This window comes from Methylophaga marina (assembly GCF_030296755.1).
Classification (GTDB): domain Bacteria; phylum Pseudomonadota; class Gammaproteobacteria; order Nitrosococcales; family Methylophagaceae; genus Methylophaga; species Methylophaga marina.
The window spans coordinates 2,679,231-2,698,811 of the sequence record NZ_AP027741.1; the positions used below are offsets into that span (position 1 = coordinate 2,679,231).

Consider the following 19,581-nt stretch of genomic DNA (forward strand, 5'->3'; position numbering starts at 1 on the left):
CATTCAGTTAATAAAACACGCTTAATCTAATGGATATGGAAGGATGACACCTTTCTTATGATGTTAACTGCGAATAAATAATAGAGGGATATGTGATGTTGAAACTGTTGTTACCGGTCGTACTTCTTTCTTTAGGTGTGGTTAATACACATGCTAGCGATATACGAAAAGAAAATCTGGGCAATGTTGAAGGTGTGATGGCTACCGCTCACGGGTATTGGAAAGGTGATCAAATCTTCTTCAGGCACGACGAAAGTTTATACAAAATAATGCTTTCAGCTTATACCAACACCGGGGCCTTCGACGCGGATATGCCATTGCAAGTGAATATGTCAGGGACAAAAAATACTTTATGCTCTACTTATTTTCTCGACAAGGACTATTCGTATGATGAAATGAATGCGTTTGCTGAACAGTATTCGAGATCAAAGGTCAGGCTGCTTAATGTCCATCAAGTCTATTTAAACAATAAACGGTTGCACTGTACCTTTACTGATTTTGACGTGCTGGCGACGCGACAGGAACTGGCTGAGCAACGAGAAAAAGAGAAGCAAAAAGTCATTCAGGAAAGAGAGGGCTTTAGCTTTGAAGGTGATTTGGACGTGCAAGTGCCTTATCTCACGCTCAGATTTAAAGGGGTCAACACGCCTCGTGTTCTAGATGGCGAAATAACAACTGAAACACTACATCATTATTGCGGTAATACCATTCCCTACACACAAGCCATGAAAAAAGAGCAATTGCTTGAGATTAGACAGGGCCTGAAACAATCTGGTGGTAAGGCAAAGCTAAATAGGCTAAAAATTTCGAGTGGGAAATGCACGGTGGAAGAGGTTGTTCCTGTAGGCTAGTACGAACACAAAATGACGTTTTTCTGCTACCGCTGTTCTTGTATGGATGCAGTGATAAGCACAAATAGGGATATTATTCGATAACATCTCGGTCGAAAATGTCTTTTGCTGGGTTCAAGCCCGATATAATTAACTGTTAATTTTACTTAAGGATTTACCTCTGTGTTTCGTTCCTTTTTCCCTCAGCCTAAACTGTTTTTTCTATCAGCACTTATCTGGACAGCCATTGTAGTGGCCTTTTGGTATCTATTAGGTGATGATATCGGGCGTTGGTTAGGATTTAATTTGCCGGATGGTGAGACCGAGCCCGTTATCGGCGTCGGTTTTTTTGTGACACCCCAGTTCCTTTGGTTTTACTGTTATTACCTGTTTGTCTCTGCTGTCTTTGCTTTGTTCTGGTTCACTTATTCACCGCATCGCTGGCAGTGGTGGTCAGTTGTCGGTTCCCAGCTGATTCTCTTTACAACTTACTTTTCAGTTCAGGTCATGGTCGCCATTAACGAGTGGCGACGCCCGTTTTTTGATGCCGTGCAAAATGCACTGAGTAAGGAGGGGAGTGTCACCTCAGACCTTTTATATGGACTGATTATAGATTTCGCTTCGATTGCTTTTGTCGCCATTATTGTGCTGGTGATGACAAACTTCTTCGTCAAACATTATGTGTTTCGTTGGCGCACAGCGATGAATAATTACTATGTGTCTCGTTGGGAAGAAGTGAGAAATATTGAAGGTGCTTCGCAGCGTATTCAGGAAGACACCATGCGTTTTGCCTCCATTGTTGAGGACTTGGGGGTCAAAATCATTGAATCAGTGATGACACTGTTTGCCTTCTTACCCGTGTTATTTGCCTTATCGAAATATGTCACTGAGTTTCCATTAATTGGTCAAATACCGGCACCTTTGTTTAATGCAGCGCTAGCCTGGTCAATTTTCGGTACTTTGGTGGTGGCTATTGCCGGTGCTAAGTTGCCTGGTCTTTATTTCAAAAACCAGCGTGTGGAGGCGGCCTATCGTAAAGAGCTGGTTTATGGTGAAGACCATGCTGATCGTGCTCAACCACCGACACTCAGAGAGTTATTCGGCAACGTCAGGAAAAACTATTTCCGTCTTTACTTTCACTATTGCTATTTCGATATCTTCCGCTACAGCTATCTGCAAGCCGATAATATTTTCGTTTATGTGATTTTGATACCAACCATTGCAGCCGGTGCCATCACGTTTGGTCTCTTACAACAAATCCTGACGGCATTCGGGCAGGTCTCAAGTTCATTTCAATACTTAGTTAATTCCTGGGCGACGATCGTTGAGTTGCAATCCATCCATAAACGTCTGGCTGGATTTGAGGCGACGTTTGAGGGACGGAAGATGCCAGAATTAGCGTGATTCATTACTGGAGAATGCGGTTAATATACGTTTTGCGTTTGATCTGTAACGGTTAACAAGATAGCTCTGATGCTAGCTTTTGATATGCGGTTTTTATATTGAATTGAACCGATAAAATTCATATCCGTTATGAAAAAAGAACGGCATAATATGGCAAACCAAATTCTGGTTCAGGCATTGACTGACAAGTCATGACGCATTTAATCATTGGAATATCAGATGATACGCATTGGGTGGTTGCTTTGCATTTTATACAGTTCGAGCGCATTGGCTGCGGGCGAAGTTGAAATTCCGCTTCTGGCTGAAACCAGTCACCTTCAAACGGCGATAAGTCGCGTCCTTGAATTTGATGAGAATGGTAAAGCGACACTCGGGCAAGATCCATGCAATCGCATTGATTTATCCGATATGAAGATGGCCACAGAGGATGACAAACTGTCGGTTGACATGGCTGTAGCGGCAACCACCGGAGTCCGAGTATTTGGTTCCTGCCGAGGGTTAACACCATGGCAAGGGCGTCTGGCATTAAAATTGATGCCTCAAGTGACCGAGTCTGGCCTTGCAATAGAGTTTATTCCCACATCGATTGAATTATCACGCCTCGATAATAGCCCCGGTATTCTAAGCAAACCTGTACAGGTGATTGCGGATGCCTTGGTGCTGCCACGAATGAAAACAGTGAAAATTGATCTGGGTGGGCCGCTTAATGAGTTGGATGGTTTAATAGAACAGTTACTAGGGCCAAATAGCACACAAAGCGTTGAGCAATCCTTGGTGCAACGCACGCATATTTCACGTCTCCAGACAGAAGAAACAGGTTTAAAAGCATGGATCGCTTTTCAGGTTCGGGCATCTGACCGGAGTCATAAATATTCTGAGCCGGTTTTAGATGCCGATGAAGCCGCACAATGGCAAACGCTTGAGGATGAACTCGATGGCTTCTTGACTACGATTATTTCAGTACTGGCTGAGTCAACTGACTCTCATGTGTTAAGAATGGAATTGCTCGCCATTTTGCTGGATGCAAGGTATGCGATTGCTGAGGCGCTGACAACCGATGACCCCGAGTCTGATCCTGTTCGTGAGTTATTTTTAACCACGTGGGAACGCTTACGTCCATTGATGAGTGAGCTTGAAGGAATGGATACGCCAGGCTTGGAAGTCGATTACAAACTAGCTGCATTTATTGCTGGTGGTGACGCGCTTCGTGCACTAGATGCACTTGGACCTGAATATGGTCTGGAAATGACTCGGGATGGCCTACGTAGACTTGCTCGCTTATTACTGGCTGGAACTGCACCACCACGATTTACGCCATTGCCGTTGGAAGTGGACGAAGATTTTCGTGACCTGTTTGGTTTTGATACTGGAAAGAAGTCTGCACCTACCATTGAAGTGACACAGAGTCTCGTTGAGACGGTAAGTTTATTAGGAACTTGGTTAATGCCAGTCGCCCATGCTGCAACCATCTCACCTGCAGAAGCCTTAAAAGGTATGGTGCCACAGCGCGACAACCTTGATGATTATCTCGATTTGGTTGCCAGCTTATTACAAGAACAATCCAAGAAATGGCTGACTGAGAATAAGAAAATGCCTGCCAGACTGACAGAGCGACTCGACCCACTTGTTCGGGCGACAGCATGGAAAGAATCCTGCTGGCGCCAGTTTTCTGGTTCGACTAAAAATCCCCAAGTATTGCGCTCGGCAGTGGGTGCGGTGGGTATGATGCAAATCAACGGCCGGGTGTGGCGTAAGGTTTACGACCTCGACCGACTGGTTGATGAAGTGGACTACAACGTGAATGCGGGTATCGATATTCTGACCCACTATATGATTGATTATGCGATTCGTCGTGGTGAGCACGAACAACCGGGTGGTGATGATAATTTGATAAAAGCAAGTTATGCCGCCTACAACGGTGGTCCAGGTCAGTTGGCACGCTACCGAAATGAAAATACACCCGCCAGATTACGTTCCATCGATAATACATTCTGGAGTTACTACACCAGTTTCAATTCAGGGCAGTTACCCGATATTTCAAGTTGTTATGTGGTCGGTCGCTAGTTCAAGATAACTTCAGATTTTTCTATACTTTGTCTCAGAAATAATAACTGTCTCTATTAAATAAAATCAGAATAAATAGATTCTATTCTTGAAGGTATGCACTTTTATCTCAGGTGCAGTTGTAAATTGTACTTAAGTACAATAGTGTAGTGGTCAACTAATTCCGGACACGGATTTAGACAGATCTTCCGCCTTTGCAGGAGGACATCCATCGTTAAATTGATGTGGCCGTTGCCAGTTGTAATAATCCATCAGGTAATAGCTCACATCACGCATTGCTTCACTTAAGTTGCTGTAGCCCAGTCTTGGCAACCATTCAGCCTTAAAGCTCCGAAACAACCGCTCCATTGGCGCATTATCCCAACAGTTACCACGGCGGCTCATGCTTTGAGTTATGCGGTAGCGCCATAACCGTTGTCGGTATTTTCGAGAGCTGTATTGGCTACCCTGATCACTGTGGAATAACACATTCTGTGGTTTACCCCGCGACTCATAAGCCATATCCAGTGCTTTTACGGCCAAGTCAGCATCCGGCCTGGCCGACATAGCCCATCCAACCACACGGCGGGTATATAAATCCAGTACCGCAGCCAGGTAATGCCAACGATTACCTGTCCATATATAGGTAATGTCTCCACACCAGACTTGATTCGCTCGGTCAGGCTCAAATTCCCGATTAAGCACATTGGGTATATCAGGCCGCTCAACGGTCGCCTGCTTATAGGCATGGGGGCCGGGCTGTTTGCAAATCAGTCCCAGCTCAGACATCAGTCGTCTGACCTTGAAGCGGCCAATCTCTATCGCTTCGTCCCGTAGCATGCCGACAATGGTGCGACTACCGGCGCTGCCCCGGATTTTTGTAAATAATTCATTCACCTTGGAACGTAGTTGCAGGCGCTTCACATCAGGCTGTGTCCGGCATTTCTGCCTGTCATAAAAGCTACTCAGGCCAACACCAAACAGTGGGCAAAGCAGGCTCAGCTTACCGTGCTCTCTCAATTGCTCTATCAGCGTGTAGAGCCGAGCTCGTCCGACATCAAGAGAGCGGTAGCCTTTTTTAATATGGTTTTTTCCTGCTCCAGGCGCTTCACCCGCGCTTCTAGTTCCTGAATACGCTGCTGTTCCTGCGTCAGCGCCTTGGAAGCAGGTGTATGCCCACCTCGTTCAGCTTGTAACTGTTTAACCCAGCGACGTAAGGCTGACTCACCCACACCGAGGGCTTGGCAGGCTTCTGGAACACTGTAGTTCTGGTCCACCACCAAACTCGCTGCCTCCAGCTTGAACTCAGGAGTAAAACTTCTTCTTTGTTTTGTCATTGAACACCTCTGTGGAGGTCATAGTACCTCCTAAAATGGTGTCCGGGATCAGTAAACCACTACATTTTGATTAATGTAATGCTCAGGGTGGCATTTAAAATGACTACGCTGCAGGAGTCTATGAATAACCGGATATTGCTTTATGCCGGTTAAGTAGATAACTACCACGTCCATCCAGTAATTGATACTCTAACGTCTATCTAAGACACAGCATGAGGCATATAGTCATGACTACAATTGGTGCTCTAATCTTTTTTTGTCTTGGTGCAATAGCTGGTTTGTTCTACGCCATGCTCGCAAGCATGGGCATATTGATGAGTTTGGGAATAAGGGATCAAGGGTGTAATACAGTTGAGCTGACGTTTGCATCTTTCTATTTCACATTGATGCTATTCATTGCACCTATGCTCGGACTAATCACACTTGTTTATACGGAACCGGGTCCCGGTGTAATCGGTGCGTTTATATCTACTTCTTTGACTTTTGGTTGGGTGATCAGAGTGACCTACAAACGTCTAAAATCTGAACATTCTAAATAGTATTCCATTCTTCATATTTACTAGCCTTACAATCCTCCTCAGACATAGCTCTCCTACCCCTTTTCAAAATCCGTATTAGACATCATCAATCACGTTATAAGTGGGGTTAACCTACTTGCGTCATTGTCACTTCGTGAGAACCTGAAAGTGTTTATTTAACTAACAAGACAGGAGACTCTCATGAAATTTTTAGTACCCCATTCATTTATTCAGAATAGACTCAAAATTGCAGTAGTTGGTGTAGGTGGTACGGGTGGAGAAGTTATGGATGCATTAACCCGTTTAGACTTTGGACTAAAGGCGTTAGGACACCCAAAAGGAATCCACGTCACAGCATTTGATGCCGATATTGTAGAGCCACACAATATCGGTAGACACCCAGAGCGATTGATAGTGACGGTGGAAGACCGGCAGACGGAGTTCTTTAAGCAGTAAGGCGACGGAGTCGGTCATATCGACGCCTCTTGGCTGCGGATCGAAGACAGCAAGTCGTCATAACTGACCAGGGTGTGTTGACTTGAAGCTGAGAATTCGAGATCGGGATTGCCACGAAGGTAGCGTGACTGGATCTCGGTAATTGACGCGAACCGGCCGGCCCGGGCCTCTATCAACAGGTCTTCCCCCAGCGATTGCTCGTCATCGTATTCAAAGGCCAGTCGCAGTGTTGTTACGATCCATTTGCAGGCTTCACGGGGTTCAAGATGCTCATCCGCGAGTTGCCAGTGTTGGCGGTAGCTGTCGTCCGGGAGCAGGTCATCACGCAGCTGAGAGTAACGGAAGGCCTGTGGCTTCGAGGCCAGCGAGCAGATCACGTGCCGGTAATTGACGCTGCGGGCGCGATTCTCACCGGGCTTCGGATACACGCGGGGTAAGGTCAGTGCCGGCTGCTGGCCGACGAACAACACGAGCTTGTCGTGGTGCAGGCGGATCTGTACAGACTCTCCAATCAGTCGTGATGGCACGGTATACACAACGCGGCGGACTTCGATCGTTGAGCTGCGTGTCACCTTGAGGTGGAGGGTCTGATACTCCGCCGCCGTAAACTCCGGCAGTGGCTGCAAGGCTGCCTGCTCTTCAAGTACACGGGTCCGGTTGCGACGATTGAGTTTGTCGGCAGCACAATCGATAAACTCCTGGTACTGCTCGATACTCTCGAAGTCATTGTGGCCGCGCAGTAACAGCTGTTGTGCCTGCCTCTTCTTGAGCGAGCCGTTGGCGCACTCCACCACACCGTTCTCATGGGACTGGCCCAGGTTATTTCGGGTGGGTGTCATGTGGTAATGCTGGCACAGCTCACTGTAAGCCTCCGTCCAGACATTCTGACGGTTATTGCGTGCCGCACTTAAGCTATCCGTGCGGTGCTCAACAGGGCTGCCACCAGCCTGCTGTAGGGCTCGCTGCAACCCCGTCGCCAGAGCCGCATAACTCTCACCGCCCTGAACCACGGTGACCGAGCGCCAGCCGCTGTAGGCCAGTCGAAACTGATAGAGCAGGTGTGGAAAGGCCTTGGACTGAATCGTAATGGGGTTATCCGGGTGGGTAAAATCCGAAAATCCCTGCTGTGCCAAAACAGCCTGCTGGCGAAAAATGACCTCGCGTTCTGGCCCATGCAGTGCTCGCCATTGCTTCACCCGGCGTTGCAGTGTGCGCAAGATGGTCTGGTCGTAATGCTCAGGGTACTGCTCCTGCAAGTAATCAAGCAGGGTTGTTCCGGTCAAATCAGGCTTGGCTTGTAGCAAAGGGAGCAGCTCTGTATCCCACACTGCTTCCAGGGGATCTTCTCGGGTGCGCCACTGCCGCTCGGTGTTAACGCGGGGGTTTTGTGCTGAGGTCTCGATGCGTCGTCCGGATCGAACGGAAATACCCGCCTTGGCGTCAGCCACTTCCTGGCTTGCGCCATTTTGTCGGTGCTGCATGAACAGCTCCTCTTGTCGGTTGGTTATGTGTTGGCCTGGCACCCTTTGCTCCACCATGGAAAACAAGGGGCCAATTGTTACACCCAACCGGCCAAGATAGTTGTCGCTAACCGGTCATCCTAATTGTCGCCGAACAGGCACCCAAAGTGGGAGCGGATCCTGATGCAATCAGCCATTGGCTGCGGACCCGAAATAGTCACCTGGGAGCACGGCCTCTGGAGCTGCTGAAGGGTAGAGACGGATTTGATGAGGTTATGAAATAACTCGGCGCGATCGATTCGTCACAGACCTCGTAATGAACCTGAAATTTTAGCAGTCTGGAAGGCTCCAGGACCTCACTTTCAATAGCTACCGTTTCTCCTGTCAGCCAGAGCCATGGCGCCAGATCTTATAGATGCGAACTTATCGTTCGGTGAGGTCGCAAAGCGAACATTCATGCCGCTGCTACTCACCGACGTGTATGCCATCCACCGTGATTTCGGCACGGCCAGCGCCGAACCCATACCTAAACTGACCGTCGCCGAAGTTGGCGGTATTTGTGGCAAGTTCGAAGATTTCTTGGCAATTCTCGACGGAAGGTCTGGCACAAGAGTCGTAAGTGGTGACGGCAAGCGCGCCCGCTATGAACTTATTAAGGTCTCGAACCAGGCTACGAAGTAAACCGGGGTCGATGACTTCCTCTTCCACGATTTTTGCCTAACCGGCCATCAGGCTGATTATCAGTGCGTTCGCAATATCGATGACCAACCCACATACCAACGGCACCACGATGAACGCCTCCCGTGCAGCGCCATGCTCCCGAGTGACCGCCGTCATGTTGACGATTGCGGTGGCAGTGGACCCTAACGCGATTCCGCCGAAGCCTGAACATCACTGCAGCCTGGTAATCCTTACCCATTGCCCGAAACACAACCAGAAGAACAAATGCGATAACCAGAAAAGTTTGCACCAGCATTGCCACCGTGATGAATCCAAGCACCGGTTGCAGCTCCCAAAGCCGCAGCCCCATCAACGCCATAGTCAGAAACAGGCCCAATGATATGTCGGAGATCAGGGCGAGACCTGGCTGCATGCTCGGCCAGTTCCATAAGCGCCCGTGCCCATTAGGCCTCACCCAGTCGCCGATCATACGAAGTAAGATTCCCGCCAGTAGTCAGCCTACAAAGTCAGGCAGCGTGACGGGGGGTACGCGACCAAGGCATTGATTCCATATCCCAGCATCAAGGCGAAGTTGAGCCAGAGCAATGCCAGCAGCACTCCGTAATAGTCCAGTTGGGCATGCTGCTCATCGCTATGTAGCGTACCAATCTCCAAAGCGCTGTCGCCGGAGGCTTGCAGCCGATGCCTGTGCATCAGCAGGCTCGCGATCGGGCCACCGATGGTGCAGGCCGCGATCAAGCCGATCATGTTCGCTGCCAATCCCAGTTCCTGCGCTTGGGCAATGCCAAGGGTTTGAACGAAGTGATCGGACCAGGCCAAAGTGGTGCCTACGCCTCCGGTAAGAGAAACCGACCCCACCATCAACCCGGTGCGTGGGTCCAGGCCGAAGGCGCGAGCCATCTCCATCCCGACCAGGTTCTGCAGCATCATGAACCCGACGGCCACCCCCGACAGGATTAGCAAGGGCCGTCCACCATGGCGCAGCGTGCGGGCATCCGTGCTCAGGCCAATGCCCGCAAAGAAATACAGCAGCAGCGCATTACGCGCTTCGAGATCGAAACTGAGCGTGATCCCCATCCCGTAGTGCAGGATGAAGACAACGAAGGCGCAGGCTAACCCGCCCACCAAGGCTTCCGGAATACTGTATCTGCGCAAAATGCTCCAACGCGCAACCAAGCCCTTGCCCACGAACAACAGTAGGATGGCGAGCGTGAAACCATGGAAGGCATCAATCGTCATCGCGCACTCTCCCCTCCCATGCGGAAATACCTGTTCGGCATGGAGCGCGGCGTGTGGAATGTCTGTAGTCTCATCGCCGTCAGACCTACCGCGCAGTGTAGCCGCCATCCGCGATGAGCTGGACGCCCGCAACGAAGCTGCTTCCTTCCGATAGCAGAAACGCTACGGCATGGGCAATTTCGTCCGATGTACCCAGGCGACCGATTGGATGCAGACCAGCGATCTCTTGGAGGGCCGATTGATCCAGGAAATCCAGGATGGGTGTAAGCACGTAGCCAGGGTGGATCGAATTGATCCGGATTCCCTTGGGCGCATAAGCCAGCGCTGCCGACCGGGTCAGACCGGTCACAGCATGCTTGGCTGCGACGTATGCGGGGCTCGCTGCGTCACCTACCACCCCCAGGATGGAGGAGATATTGACAATGGCTCCGCCCCCGGAGCGCAGGATGGCAGGAATCTGATGGCGTAGGCCATAGAACACGCCATTCAGGTTGACATCGATCACCCGACTCCAGGCGGCAGGGTCCAGTTCCCCTACCGGGCTCTGGCCGCCACCAATACCGGCGTTGTTGACAGCAAAGTGAAGGACTCCGAATGTATCGACCGCGCAAGCCACTGCAGCCTCAACGTCATCGATGCGTGCCACGTTGGCCACATTGGCCACGGCATGGCCACCCTCGGCATTGATGAGGCTGGTGACGCGCTGCGCATTGTCGGCGCTGACATCCGAGACGACGACATTCAGGCCGTTGCTCGCAAGAAGCCGAGCGATGGCCTCGCCAATGCCAGACCCCGCACCGGTGACCAGGGCTACGCGGCCAGAGAATGAGTACTGCATGGTGTTTCCTCCATAGGGGTGGTCAAGTTGCTGATAAGTCGGCTCAAGGGGGTGACAGCCAGTAGCGGGACGCTGCCAGGCATCGAGGCATTACTGCAGGTCATAAACCCTGCAGACTCGCTGGCGATAATTGCCACCAGTGCGGCTATTTCCTCAGGCCGGCTGAGGCGATCAAATGATCAGGCCATCTGGCCGATCGTTTTGCGAAAGCGTGCCAACGACAGGAAAAACAGCACCGTGCCAATCAGGGCCAGCGCCAGGAAGGGCTGCCATACCGTCTCCAAGCCGGCGCCCCGGTAGAGGATGGCCTGGCTCAGTTCCACAAAATGGGTGGTGGGTGCAATCAGCATGATGTTCTGCACGATCTCGGGCATGCTTTCGCGGGGCGTGGAGCCACCCGAGAGCATCTGCAGCGGCATGATGGTGAGCATCATCAACATGCCGAACTGCGGCATGTTGCGCGCCAGCGTGGCGATGAAGATGCCCATCGAGGTGGTGGCGAACAGGCTCAGTGCTGCGCCGGCGAAGAACAGCGCAATGGAGCCCTCGATGGGCACGCTCAGTACGCCGCGCACCATGAAATTCAGGGACAGGAAGGAGGCGATCAGCACGACCAGGGCCATCGACCAGACCTTGGAGAGCATGATCTGCGCGGGCGTGACCGGCATCACCAGCAGGTGCTCGATGGTGCCGTGCTCTCGCTCGCGGATCAGCGCCGCGCCGGTCAGGATGATGGACAACAGCGTGATGTGGTTGATGATCTGCACCACCGAGCCGAACCAGGCCTGCTCGAGTGCGGGGTTGAAGCGCGCGCGCAAGGCCAGGTCCACGGGCAGTGCGTCAGTCCCGCGATAACGCTTGACGAACTCGTTGACTTCACCCGTGAAGATCTGCTGGATATAGCCACTGCCGGTGAAGGCTTGACTCATTCGGGTGGCATCGACATTGAGCTGCGCGGCGGGCGATCGCCCCGCCAGCACGTCACGCTGGAAGTTGGGCGGAATAACCAGGGCGAAGGTGTACAGCCCCGCGTCCATGCCCGGGTCCACGTCTCTATAGTCGATCATGGCCGGCTGGGTGAACTGCGGGGGTAGAAGGCCGAGGCAACCCGCTGGGACAGCGCCGAATTATCCTCGTCGACGATGGCGATGGGCGCGTTGTGCAGCGTCTCCGGCATGGACGTGGCCGAGGTGTAGACCGACGCGGTGAACACATAGACGATGAGCACGAGCATCATCGGATCACGCCAAAGGCTCCACAGCTCCTTGACACCGAGGTCGTAGATGTTGGCAACGTTTCTTCTGCGCATCTCAGCGCTCCTGCTTCTTGAGTAGCAAAACGGCCGCACCGAGAATCACCGGAACCGACAGCAGCATCGACCACAACGGCCCCGCCAGATCGGCCAGGCCGAGCGCTTTGCTGAACACGCCACGGCTGATGGAGATCATGTGCGTGGCGGGGTAGATCTCGCCGATGAACTTGCTGGAGCCTTCAAGCGAGGACACCGGATCGATCAGGCCGGCGAACTGGGTGGCCGGAATGATGGTGCCGATCATGGCAAAGAACATGGCGGCGATCTGGCTGCGCGTGACGGCCGAGGCCAGCAGCCCCATGCCTGTCGCGGCGAAGGAGAAGATCAGCGCGGCCAGCGACAGGGTGAAGAAGCTGCCCGTGACCGGCACACCGAAGACGGTGACCGCGAGCAGGCTCATCAACAGGAAGTTCGCCATGGCCAGACCGACATAGGGCAGTTGCTTGCCAAGCAGGAACTCGATGCGCGTGACCGGCGTCACGTAGAGATTGGTGATCGAGCCCGTCTCCTTCTCGCGCACCACCGCCAGCGCGGTCAGCATCGCAGGCAGCATGAGCAGCAACAGCGGAATCACCGCCGGCACCATGGCCGGCAGGCTCTTGACATCGGGGTTGTAGCGAAAGCGCGTCTCGACGCTGGCATTGCCGGCTGCGCTGGCGCCGCCACGCTCGCTGGCCTGTGCCAGCAGCCAGTGCTGGTGCATGCCCTGAACGTAGCCCTGGACGGTTTCCGCGCGTTGCGGCATGGCGCCATCGAGCCAGGCACCGATCTGCACCGTCTGCCCCCGCAACACATCGCGGGCAAAGCCGGCGGGGATTTCGATGGCCAGCGACAGTTCGCCGTTGCGCATGCGCCGGTCGAGGTCCTCGTAGTCGACGATCGGCGCGTGCTCGGTGAAGTAGCGCGATCCGGCCAGGTTCAGCGTGTAGCTCTGGCTAAGCGTGGTCTGGTCGCGATCGAGCACCGCATAACTCAAATCCTCGACGTCCATGGTGATGCCAAAGCCGATCACGAACATCAGCAGCAGCGAACCGCCCAGCGCCAGGGTGGCGCGGACCGGGTCCCGCTGCAGTTCCAGTGTCTCGCGCCACAGATAGCTGAACATGCGCTGCAAGCTGAATCCGCCAGAGCCGTGCCCGCCGTGTTCAGCGGGCGCCGCCGATGGTTGCTCCTCGTGATCGGCGGCCCCGGGCTGGCTGGCCGGCGCCGCCGTGCCGCCCTCGGCTTCGACGAGGTAGCCGATGAAGGCCTCTTCAAGGGTTTTGGCGCCGCGCTTCTCGACCAGTCTGGCGGGCACGTCGCTGTCGAGCACCTTGCCCGCATGCATCATCGACATGCGGTCGCAGCGCTCGGCCTCGTTCATGAAGTGAGTGGAAATGAAGACCGTCACCCGGTCGCGCCGTGATAATTCGATGAGCAGCCGCCAGAACGCATCGCGCGCCACCGGATCGACACCGGACGTAGGCTCGTCCAGAATCAACAATTCGGGCTTGTGCACCATGGCGACCGCCAGCGACAGGCGCTGGCGTATGCCAAGAGGCAGACTGGCCGGCAGGCTGTCGATGACGTCCACCAACCCGAAACGCTCTACCATCTCTGCAACGCGGCCCGGAATGTCCTTGGGGGGCACACTGAATAGTTTAGCGTGCAAAGCCAGGTTCTGGCGTACCGTCATTTCGTTGTAGAGAGAGAACGCCTGCGACATGTAGCCAACTCGGCGTCGGGTGTCCAGGTCATGCGGGTCGACCTCATGACCGAACAGCCATGCTCGGCCCTCACTCGCCGGCAGCAGACCGGTAAGCATTTTCATCGTGGTGGACTTGCCGCAACCGTTGGAGCCGAGAAATCCGAAGATTTCACCTCGCCGGATGCGAAAGGAGACGCTGTCGACGGCGACGAAGTCGCCAAATCGCATCGTCAACCCTTTGGCCTCGATGGCGATATCGTCGGCGCCATCCTCCGGCAAGGGAGGAATTACCACCGGTTCATACCCGCGTTTTTTATGCTCCGGGAGCAGGCGGATGAATGCATCTTCCAGGTTCGAGCTACCAGTTCGCTCCAACAACTCCTGAGGTGTGCCAGTAGCGAGAACCTTGCCATCATCGATGGCCGTCAGCCAGTCGAAACGTTGCGCCTCATCCATATAAGCCGTAGCCACGATCACATTCATGCCGGGACGTTCGGCACGAATGCGCTCAATCAGATCCCAGAACTGCGCGCGCGCCAGCGGGTCTACGCCAGTTGTTGGCTCATCGAGAATCAGGAAATCCGGGTCGTGAATCAGCGCGCAGCACAGACCGAGCTTCTGCTTCATACCTCCGGAGAGTTTGCCTGCCGGGCGTTCCAGAAATGTGAACAGACCAGTGGCCCGGGTAAGTTCGTCGATACGCTGGCGGCGTTCCGCAGAGCCATGACCGAACAGGCGCGCGAAGAACTGCAAATTCTCTTCAACCGAGAGCGTCGGGTACAGGTTCTTGCCCAGTCCCTGCGGCATGTAGGCGATGCGCGGGCAAACCTGCTTGCGATGGGCTTTGCTGGCCATATCGCCACCCAGCACCTCGACCGTGCCCTCCTGGATGATACGTACGCCAGCCAGCAATGAGAGCAGACTCGACTTGCCTACGCCGTCGGGGCCAATCAGGCCGACCATCCGCCCGGCGGGAATGTCTAGGTCAATGCCATCCAGGGCCATGACGTTGCCGTAACGCAAGCGCACCTGTCTGACGCTTGCAACGGTCATGGGTTGCGCACTGTGGCTCATACTTACTCCGGCACGCGAAGGGACAAGTTCTCGGGCCACTCGGCATTGGCGTCGAGCTTGACCCAGGCCACGCCGGGCAGCCCGGTCTTGACCTGATCCAGGTGTTCACGCAGCAGATCCTGGGAAATCTGCCCGCGCACGCGGAACATCAGTTTCTGCCGCTCGCTCGCGGTTTCTACCGTCTTGGGAGTAAATTGCGCCACACTGGCGACGAAGGAAACGCTCGCTGGAATAACAAACTCCGGCGCGGCATCCAGAATGATGCGAACCTCGGTGCCCAGTGCGACGCGGCCGGCCACGGTCTCGGGCAGGAAGAAGGTGATGTACACGTCCGACAGGTCGATCAGGTTCAGGACACGTCCGCCGGCTCCGAGCACCTCGCCGGGTTGCGCCACGCGAACCTGAACCCGTCCGTCGCGCGGGGCACGCAGTTCGCTGTCGCGGATGTCCGCTTCGATGCGATTGATGCTGGCTGTGGCGGCTGCCACATTAGACTGTGCGCCAACAAGCTGCGCCTTTGCGACTTCCACTGCGGCGCGGGCAGCGGCGGTCTGTGCTTTGCTGGCCGCGAGCGTCGCCTGTGCGCCCCGCACGCGCGCCCGGTCATCGTCCAATTCTTGTATCGAGGCGGCACCTTCCCGGGACAATGTCTCTGAACGCTTCAGCCGCCGCTGAGCGGCATCGAGCTCCGACTCACGCTGACCAACGAGCGCCTGAGCAGCAATCACGTCAGCTTCGCGCAGTGCCACCTGTGCCTGCGCGGCGGTCACCGCTTGCTCAGCCTGCTGCCGCATGGCGAGCGCCTCGTCGAGCTGGGCCTCCATCGTTTCCAATTGCATTCTGGCCAGCGGCTGGCCCGCCGATACAAAGTCGCCTTCACGCACCAAAATGTCTTCGATGCGACCAGGCAGCTTGGTGGCAATGTCGATTTCGGTCGCTTCGATACGGCCATTGCCACTGACGAAGCCTTCACCGGGGCCGCTGTCGGCAAGCTTCGTCCAGCCCCACCAGGCCAGCACGACGACAACCGCTGCAGCGGTGACAAGGAGTTTTTTCTTGAGAGAGGGGGACAGTCATGGGGTCGGAGTGCCTTAACGGGTTGATGGGGTGGAAGCGGGAGCCGGGGCCACACCCTGTGCCTCACCGGTTGCGGCGAGAGTACCCCCGCCTAATGCGGCATACAGCGCCACCTGGCTGGACAGCAGCGCACGGCGTGCCTGTACCAGTTGTTGCTGAACTCCCAACAGATCTCGTTGTGCGTCCAGCACCTCCAGGAAGGCGGCCGTGCCGTTGTCGTAGCGCAACTGCGCAAGCCTTGCACGTTCGTTTTGCGCCTCCAGATTGGCCTGCTGGATCGTCAGCTGCTCGGCCAGCCAGTACTTTGCGCTCAGCGCATCGGCCACCTCGCGAAAGGCCGCTTGAATGGTTTTCTCGTATTCGGCTACGGCGATGTCACGGTGCACTTCGCTCAACTCAAGATTGGCGCGCCGCCGCCCCCATCGAAGATGGGTAACGACAATGTGGGCATAAAGGTCCAGGCGCGACTGCCGGAATCGAACAGACCTTCAAGATCGGAACTGGCCGTGCCGAAGCTGCCGGTCAGCGCAATGCGCGGGAAAAACGCAGCACGGGCCGCGCCGATGTTGGCATCGCGGGCACGCAATTGGTGTTCCGCCGCGATGATGTCGGGGCGACTTGTGAGCAGTTCCGAGGGCAAGCCAGCCCGGAGTTCGGCCAGCGCCGCTGTTTCATCGAAGGGCGCCTTGGTGGGCAGCGGGCCAGGATCGGCACCTACCAGCAGTGCCAGCGCGTGCAGTTGCGTGGCGCGTGCTTGCTCAAGCTGGGTTAGCAGCGCCTGAGCCTGGTTCAGCAAAGTTTGGACTTGAGTGAGGTCCAGCTTCGAGGTCGAGCCGACTTCAACGCGGCGCCGGAAAATGCGATAGGACTCCTCGCGGGTCGCGACGGTTTGACGGGCGATAGCCACGCGTTCGTCTATCTCGCGCAAGCCAAGATAACCGTCGGCCACCTGGGCGATTAGCGCCAGGTGGACGGCCTGGCGGGCCGCGTCGGAAGCCAGCCAGCTTTGCAGGGCGGCGTCTTCCAGATTGCGGACTCTCCCCCACAGATCCAGCTCCCAGGTGGTCAGCCCCACTTCAGCCCGATACTCGCCACCCACTTGCGACCGCCCCGACATATTCAGGTCGCCGGGGACGCGCGCACGCCCACCCTGAGCACCCACACCCACCCCAGGAAATCGATCCGAGCGCTGAATACGGAATGCAGCACTGGCTTCATCGACACGCAGCGCGGCCAGACGCAAATCGCGGTTGTTCGCAAGCGCGGTTTCGATAAGGCGTTGCAGCAAGGGGTCGCTGAAGTACGCCTGCCAGGGAAGCTCTCCCGCGAGTGCACCGTCGGTGCCTGATTCAAGATATGCAGGCCAGACTTCAGGTACGGGCAGCGGCGGGGTCTCTGGCGCCCGAGCGAGCGACATACAACCAGCCAATGCGACGGCACTCAGCGCCAGCAAGGCAATCCGCAGCCTGAAAACAGAAAATAAGGAAAAAGCTGGAGGCATTGTCACGTCCCAACCGGGGTTCGGGCTGGTGGAGTCTGAATGAAGAGGCGCATAGGTGATGGCCGCCGACGCGATGGGGAACGTAGCTGATGCAAACAATCCGCTGGTTTCTTACTCGCAAGCGATATCAAGCCCACGTCATCTCCTTAGTGATGTATTCACACTCATTCGTCTTTCGGCTGGTGATGATGTGATCTTCCTGCGGATCAGGCCGCCTGCACGCCTGAGGCATCTTTTACCACTAACCAAAACAAACGACTGGTTGGTTTTTTATAATTATACGATTATACTCCCGGAATCGCAACAGGCAGTTCACCAGGCGCTGCAGAGCTGTCAGTTGGAATTGCCTGGACTGGGTTGACCATGCTTTCATGATGGTACTGGTGATCAGCCCGCGGGAGCATCCCCCGTATTTCTGAACAGGACCCTTGAATGAGCACCAAGAAAGACGAAGTACCAGAAAAACGCCGCTACCTGTCCTCTGCCGCCAGAAAAGAGGAAATCCTGAACGCTGCCCTGATCGAGTTTGAGGACCGGACGTACAACGCCGTGACCATGGAGCGCCTGGCGGAATGCGCAGGTTTATCCAAAGCAGGTATCTACGCCCACTTCAACAGCAAGGAAGAAATTTTTCACGCCTTACTCGATCGTACAACGCAGCAGCTGCGGGATTTTCAGGGCTGGCTTCCTGATGAAGACCTGACGTTGCCAGAGCTGATAGATATCTACCTTGATCGCCTGTACAGGACGTTTAACTCTCCCACTACCATATCCATCTTCCGGCTGCTTCTGGCCGAAAGCGCCAGAGCGCCGAACCTGGTGACACGTTGGCGTGAGGAGGTTGCATACGGATTACAGCAACGGGCACAACTTATCATACAACGCTACATAGACCGGGGAGTCATTCGCCCGAGCGTCTTGACCGAGCACTTTTTCCCGCTGGCTCTCGCTCCCGCAATGCTGTGGCTGAACTCTGAAATGATATCCAAGGGCGACCCTTCCATACCGCTCACACAGACAATGGATGCGCACCGGCAACTGCTGCTTGAACTCTTGCAACCTCAATGAACTGGGAAAGGCAAAAGGCCAGCTACCTTCCTTTGCGTCTGGTGACTGGCTTTGTGGTACTGATGTTGACGGTCTGGGGCGCCCTGGCTCTCTGGCATCAGGTGGTGCAGCCGGCCGCCCGCATGGTCACCCTTGTGCTGTGGACGACCTCGGGATTGTCGGTGGTGGTTGCGCTGACGGGGCTGCCCAGTCGGAAGGCACACACTCTCACGGCAGTTACGTTCGCAAGTGCCGTCGCTATCATGACTGCCTGGTGGAGCACCCTTAAGCCCTCGCACGACCGTCTATGGGCTGACGAGGTCAGTCAGTTGCTGGAGGCCAGGGTCGAAGGCAACCATGTTCTGCTGAAAAATGTACGCAACTTCGAATGGCGCAGCGAAACCGACTACACGCCTCGTTGGGAAAGCCGAACGTACGACCTGGCCCGGCTGCGTAGCGCCGACCTGGTACTTTCTTACTGGATGGGGCCGAACATCGCCCACACATTGGTGTCGTTCGGCTTCGACGATGGCGAGCGAATAGTTTTCTCACTGGAAATTCGCAAGGAGCGCCACGAGTCCTATACGGCGGTCGGTGGGTTCTTCCGTCAGTTCGAGCAGGTTCTGGTGGCAGCAGATGAGCGTGACATCGTGCACACGCGCAGCAATGTGCGCGGCGAGGACGTTTACCTTTATCGGTTACAGATGAGCCAAGAAAAAGTCCGTTCGTTGTTTCTGAAGTATCTGGATGCTGCCAATGAACTGCGGCGCACACCACGGTTTTACAACACGCTGACCAGTAATTGCACAACCATTGTGTTCGAGCTGGCCCGACTGATCGCTCCCGCGTTGCCGATAGATTATCGCCTGCTACTGTCTGGACATTTTGCGGAATACGTCTACGACCTGCATGGATTGACGCTGGGTTATCGTTATGGTGAGTTGCAGACGCGGGGGCATATCAACGAACGTGCCCTTGCTTCTGATGCGTCGGACGCTGACTTCTCGGTGTCGATTCGACAGGGCGTACCAGGCATCCCCGCCAGCGAGGCAAACCCATGAGGTTTCCGCAGGCTTT

The 19,581-nt window shown here is 54.8% G+C and carries 21 protein-coding genes; 10 read left to right on the forward strand and 11 right to left on the reverse strand.

Going from position 1 to position 19,581, the window contains the following annotated elements; translation table 11 throughout:
• The first annotated feature begins 95 nt into the window (after positions 1 to 95).
• From QUE24_RS13580 to QUE24_RS13590, 3 genes are all read left to right on the forward strand, one after another.
• Positions 96 to 851 (forward strand): hypothetical protein, encoded by a 756-nt coding sequence (locus QUE24_RS13580; protein ID WP_286304338.1) that lies wholly within the window; start codon positions 96 to 98, stop codon positions 849 to 851.
• Between the two features lie 162 nt (positions 852 to 1,013).
• Positions 1,014 to 2,234 carry a peptide antibiotic transporter SbmA gene (sbmA, locus tag QUE24_RS13585; protein WP_286304339.1) on the forward strand — a complete coding sequence of 407 codons (1,221 nt, stop codon included), beginning with the start codon at positions 1,014 to 1,016 and terminating at the stop codon, positions 2,232 to 2,234.
• 219 nt (positions 2,235 to 2,453) lie between these two features.
• The gene (locus QUE24_RS13590) at positions 2,454 to 4,298 is read left to right on the forward strand and encodes a lytic transglycosylase domain-containing protein (RefSeq protein ID WP_286304340.1); all 1,845 of its coding nucleotides are present in this window, start codon (positions 2,454 to 2,456) and stop codon (positions 4,296 to 4,298) included.
• A 153-nt stretch (positions 4,299 to 4,451) separates the two neighbouring features.
• Here QUE24_RS13590 and QUE24_RS13595 read toward each other — a convergent pair.
• Positions 4,452 to 5,614 (reverse strand): IS3 family transposase gene (locus QUE24_RS13595; protein WP_286304341.1). Its coding sequence is split into 2 segments (ribosomal slippage): positions 4,452 to 5,359 and positions 5,359 to 5,614, totalling 1,164 coding nucleotides; the frame shifts between segments, so codons are not numbered across the junction.
• A gap of 227 nt (positions 5,615 to 5,841) precedes the next feature.
• Here QUE24_RS13595 and QUE24_RS13600 point away from each other — a divergent pair.
• Together QUE24_RS13600 and QUE24_RS13605 are read left to right on the forward strand one after the other, a co-directional pair.
• Positions 5,842 to 6,153 carry a hypothetical protein gene (locus QUE24_RS13600; protein WP_286304342.1) on the forward strand — a complete coding sequence of 104 codons (312 nt, stop codon included), beginning with the start codon at positions 5,842 to 5,844 and terminating at the stop codon, positions 6,151 to 6,153.
• A gap of 180 nt (positions 6,154 to 6,333) precedes the next feature.
• Positions 6,334 to 6,588, forward strand: a complete 255-nt coding sequence (locus tag QUE24_RS13605; RefSeq protein WP_286304343.1) for a ubiquitin-activating E1 family protein — start codon at positions 6,334 to 6,336, stop codon at positions 6,586 to 6,588.
• A 14-nt stretch (positions 6,589 to 6,602) separates the two neighbouring features.
• Here QUE24_RS13605 and istA read toward each other — a convergent pair whose 3' ends face one another.
• Positions 6,603 to 8,069, reverse strand: a complete 1,467-nt coding sequence (istA, locus tag QUE24_RS13610) for an IS21 family transposase (protein ID WP_286304344.1) — start codon at positions 8,067 to 8,069, stop codon at positions 6,603 to 6,605.
• 146 nt (positions 8,070 to 8,215) lie between these two features.
• Between istA and QUE24_RS15870 the strand changes: the two genes are divergently transcribed.
• Together QUE24_RS15870 and QUE24_RS13615 are read left to right on the forward strand one after the other, a co-directional pair.
• Positions 8,216 to 8,332 carry an antitoxin Xre/MbcA/ParS toxin-binding domain-containing protein gene (locus QUE24_RS15870; RefSeq protein ID WP_350226588.1) on the forward strand — a complete coding sequence of 39 codons (117 nt, stop codon included), beginning with the start codon at positions 8,216 to 8,218 and terminating at the stop codon, positions 8,330 to 8,332.
• A gap of 112 nt (positions 8,333 to 8,444) precedes the next feature.
• Entirely contained in the window at positions 8,445 to 8,729 is a 285-nt protein-coding gene (locus tag QUE24_RS13615) for a hypothetical protein (protein WP_286304345.1), read from the forward strand.
• On the opposite strand, the gene QUE24_RS13620 is transcribed toward QUE24_RS13615, so the two are convergent.
• From QUE24_RS13620 to QUE24_RS13655, 9 genes are all read right to left on the reverse strand, one after another.
• Positions 8,719 to 9,198 (reverse strand): sodium/glutamate symporter, encoded by a 480-nt coding sequence (locus QUE24_RS13620; protein WP_350226589.1) that lies wholly within the window; start codon positions 9,196 to 9,198, stop codon positions 8,719 to 8,721. The two genes, QUE24_RS13615 and QUE24_RS13620, sit on opposite strands and share 11 nt — an antisense overlap.
• Before the next feature lie 29 nt (positions 9,199 to 9,227).
• Positions 9,228 to 9,968 (reverse strand): sodium/glutamate symporter, encoded by a 741-nt coding sequence (locus QUE24_RS13625; RefSeq protein WP_286304346.1) that lies wholly within the window; start codon positions 9,966 to 9,968, stop codon positions 9,228 to 9,230.
• An 85-nt stretch (positions 9,969 to 10,053) separates the two neighbouring features.
• Positions 10,054 to 10,806 carry an SDR family NAD(P)-dependent oxidoreductase gene (locus QUE24_RS13630; RefSeq protein WP_286304347.1) on the reverse strand — a complete coding sequence of 251 codons (753 nt, stop codon included), beginning with the start codon at positions 10,804 to 10,806 and terminating at the stop codon, positions 10,054 to 10,056.
• 179 nt (positions 10,807 to 10,985) lie between these two features.
• Positions 10,986 to 11,843 (reverse strand): ABC transporter permease, encoded by an 858-nt coding sequence (locus QUE24_RS13635; RefSeq protein ID WP_434013665.1) that lies wholly within the window; start codon positions 11,841 to 11,843, stop codon positions 10,986 to 10,988.
• Positions 11,844 to 11,869: 26 nt separating this feature from the next.
• On the reverse strand, positions 11,870 to 12,115 hold the full coding sequence (locus tag QUE24_RS15955) for a hypothetical protein (RefSeq protein ID WP_434013666.1): 246 nt from the start codon (positions 12,113 to 12,115) through the stop codon (positions 11,870 to 11,872).
• Position 12,116: 1 nt separating this feature from the next.
• Positions 12,117 to 14,879: a ribosome-associated ATPase/putative transporter RbbA gene (gene rbbA, locus QUE24_RS13640; RefSeq protein ID WP_286304348.1), complete on the reverse strand. Its 2,763-nt coding sequence runs from the start codon at positions 14,877 to 14,879 to the stop codon at positions 12,117 to 12,119.
• 2 nt (positions 14,880 to 14,881) lie between these two features.
• The gene (locus QUE24_RS13645) at positions 14,882 to 15,898 is read right to left on the reverse strand and encodes an HlyD family secretion protein (RefSeq protein WP_434013667.1); all 1,017 of its coding nucleotides are present in this window, start codon (positions 15,896 to 15,898) and stop codon (positions 14,882 to 14,884) included.
• 72 nt (positions 15,899 to 15,970) lie between these two features.
• The gene (locus tag QUE24_RS13650; RefSeq protein ID WP_286306124.1) at positions 15,971 to 16,342 is read right to left on the reverse strand and encodes a TolC family protein; all 372 of its coding nucleotides are present in this window, start codon (positions 16,340 to 16,342) and stop codon (positions 15,971 to 15,973) included.
• Between the two features lie 5 nt (positions 16,343 to 16,347).
• A complete protein-coding gene (locus QUE24_RS13655) occupies positions 16,348 to 17,457 on the reverse strand; it encodes an efflux transporter outer membrane subunit (RefSeq protein WP_286304349.1) in 1,110 nt (369 codons plus the stop codon).
• 58 nt (positions 17,458 to 17,515) lie between these two features.
• Here QUE24_RS13655 and QUE24_RS13660 point away from each other — a divergent pair, with 58 nt between their 5' ends.
• The 3 genes from QUE24_RS13660 (at position 17,516) to QUE24_RS13670 (ending at position 19,565) form a co-directional block, all read left to right on the forward strand.
• On the forward strand, positions 17,516 to 17,818 hold the full coding sequence (locus tag QUE24_RS13660; protein WP_286304350.1) for a hypothetical protein: 303 nt from the start codon (positions 17,516 to 17,518) through the stop codon (positions 17,816 to 17,818).
• 71 nt (positions 17,819 to 17,889) lie between these two features.
• Positions 17,890 to 18,525 (forward strand): TetR/AcrR family transcriptional regulator, encoded by a 636-nt coding sequence (locus QUE24_RS13665; protein WP_286304351.1) that lies wholly within the window; start codon positions 17,890 to 17,892, stop codon positions 18,523 to 18,525.
• Positions 18,522 to 19,565 (forward strand): Lnb N-terminal periplasmic domain-containing protein, encoded by a 1,044-nt coding sequence (locus tag QUE24_RS13670; protein ID WP_286304352.1) that lies wholly within the window; start codon positions 18,522 to 18,524, stop codon positions 19,563 to 19,565. Before QUE24_RS13665 ends, QUE24_RS13670 begins: the two co-directional genes overlap by 4 nt.
• The last annotated feature ends 16 nt before the right edge of the window (positions 19,566 to 19,581 follow it).

What these genes read in the sequence shown, in the direction of transcription:
- QUE24_RS13580 (WP_286304338.1), top strand. Translation starts at nt 96, where the DNA reads ATGTTGAAACTGTTGTTACCGGTCGTACTTCTTTCTTTAGGTGTGGTT.
- QUE24_RS13590 (WP_286304340.1), top strand. Translation starts at nt 2,454, where the DNA reads ATGATACGCATTGGGTGGTTGCTTTGCATTTTATACAGTTCGAGCGCA.
- QUE24_RS13600 (WP_286304342.1), top strand. Translation starts at nt 5,842, where the DNA reads ATGACTACAATTGGTGCTCTAATCTTTTTTTGTCTTGGTGCAATAGCT.
- QUE24_RS13605 (WP_286304343.1), top strand. Translation starts at nt 6,334, where the DNA reads ATGAAATTTTTAGTACCCCATTCATTTATTCAGAATAGACTCAAAATT.
- istA (WP_286304344.1), bottom strand. Translation starts at nt 8,069, where the DNA reads ATGCAGCACCGACAAAATGGCGCAAGCCAGGAAGTGGCTGACGCCAAG.
- QUE24_RS13615 (WP_286304345.1), top strand. Translation starts at nt 8,445, where the DNA reads ATGGCGCCAGATCTTATAGATGCGAACTTATCGTTCGGTGAGGTCGCA.
- QUE24_RS13620 (WP_350226589.1), bottom strand. Translation starts at nt 9,198, where the DNA reads ATGATCGGCGACTGGGTGAGGCCTAATGGGCACGGGCGCTTATGGAAC.
- QUE24_RS13625 (WP_286304346.1), bottom strand. Translation starts at nt 9,968, where the DNA reads ATGACGATTGATGCCTTCCATGGTTTCACGCTCGCCATCCTACTGTTG.
- QUE24_RS13630 (WP_286304347.1), bottom strand. Translation starts at nt 10,806, where the DNA reads ATGCAGTACTCATTCTCTGGCCGCGTAGCCCTGGTCACCGGTGCGGGG.
- QUE24_RS13635 (WP_434013665.1), bottom strand. Translation starts at nt 11,843, where the DNA reads ATGGACGCGGGGCTGTACACCTTCGCCCTGGTTATTCCGCCCAACTTC.
- QUE24_RS15955 (WP_434013666.1), bottom strand. Translation starts at nt 12,115, where the DNA reads ATGCGCAGAAGAAACGTTGCCAACATCTACGACCTCGGTGTCAAGGAG.
- rbbA (WP_286304348.1), bottom strand. Translation starts at nt 14,879, where the DNA reads ATGAGCCACAGTGCGCAACCCATGACCGTTGCAAGCGTCAGACAGGTG.
- QUE24_RS13655 (WP_286304349.1), bottom strand. Translation starts at nt 17,457, where the DNA reads ATGCCTCCAGCTTTTTCCTTATTTTCTGTTTTCAGGCTGCGGATTGCC.
- QUE24_RS13660 (WP_286304350.1), top strand. Translation starts at nt 17,516, where the DNA reads ATGGCCGCCGACGCGATGGGGAACGTAGCTGATGCAAACAATCCGCTG.
- QUE24_RS13665 (WP_286304351.1), top strand. Translation starts at nt 17,890, where the DNA reads ATGAGCACCAAGAAAGACGAAGTACCAGAAAAACGCCGCTACCTGTCC.
- QUE24_RS13670 (WP_286304352.1), top strand. Translation starts at nt 18,522, where the DNA reads ATGAACTGGGAAAGGCAAAAGGCCAGCTACCTTCCTTTGCGTCTGGTG.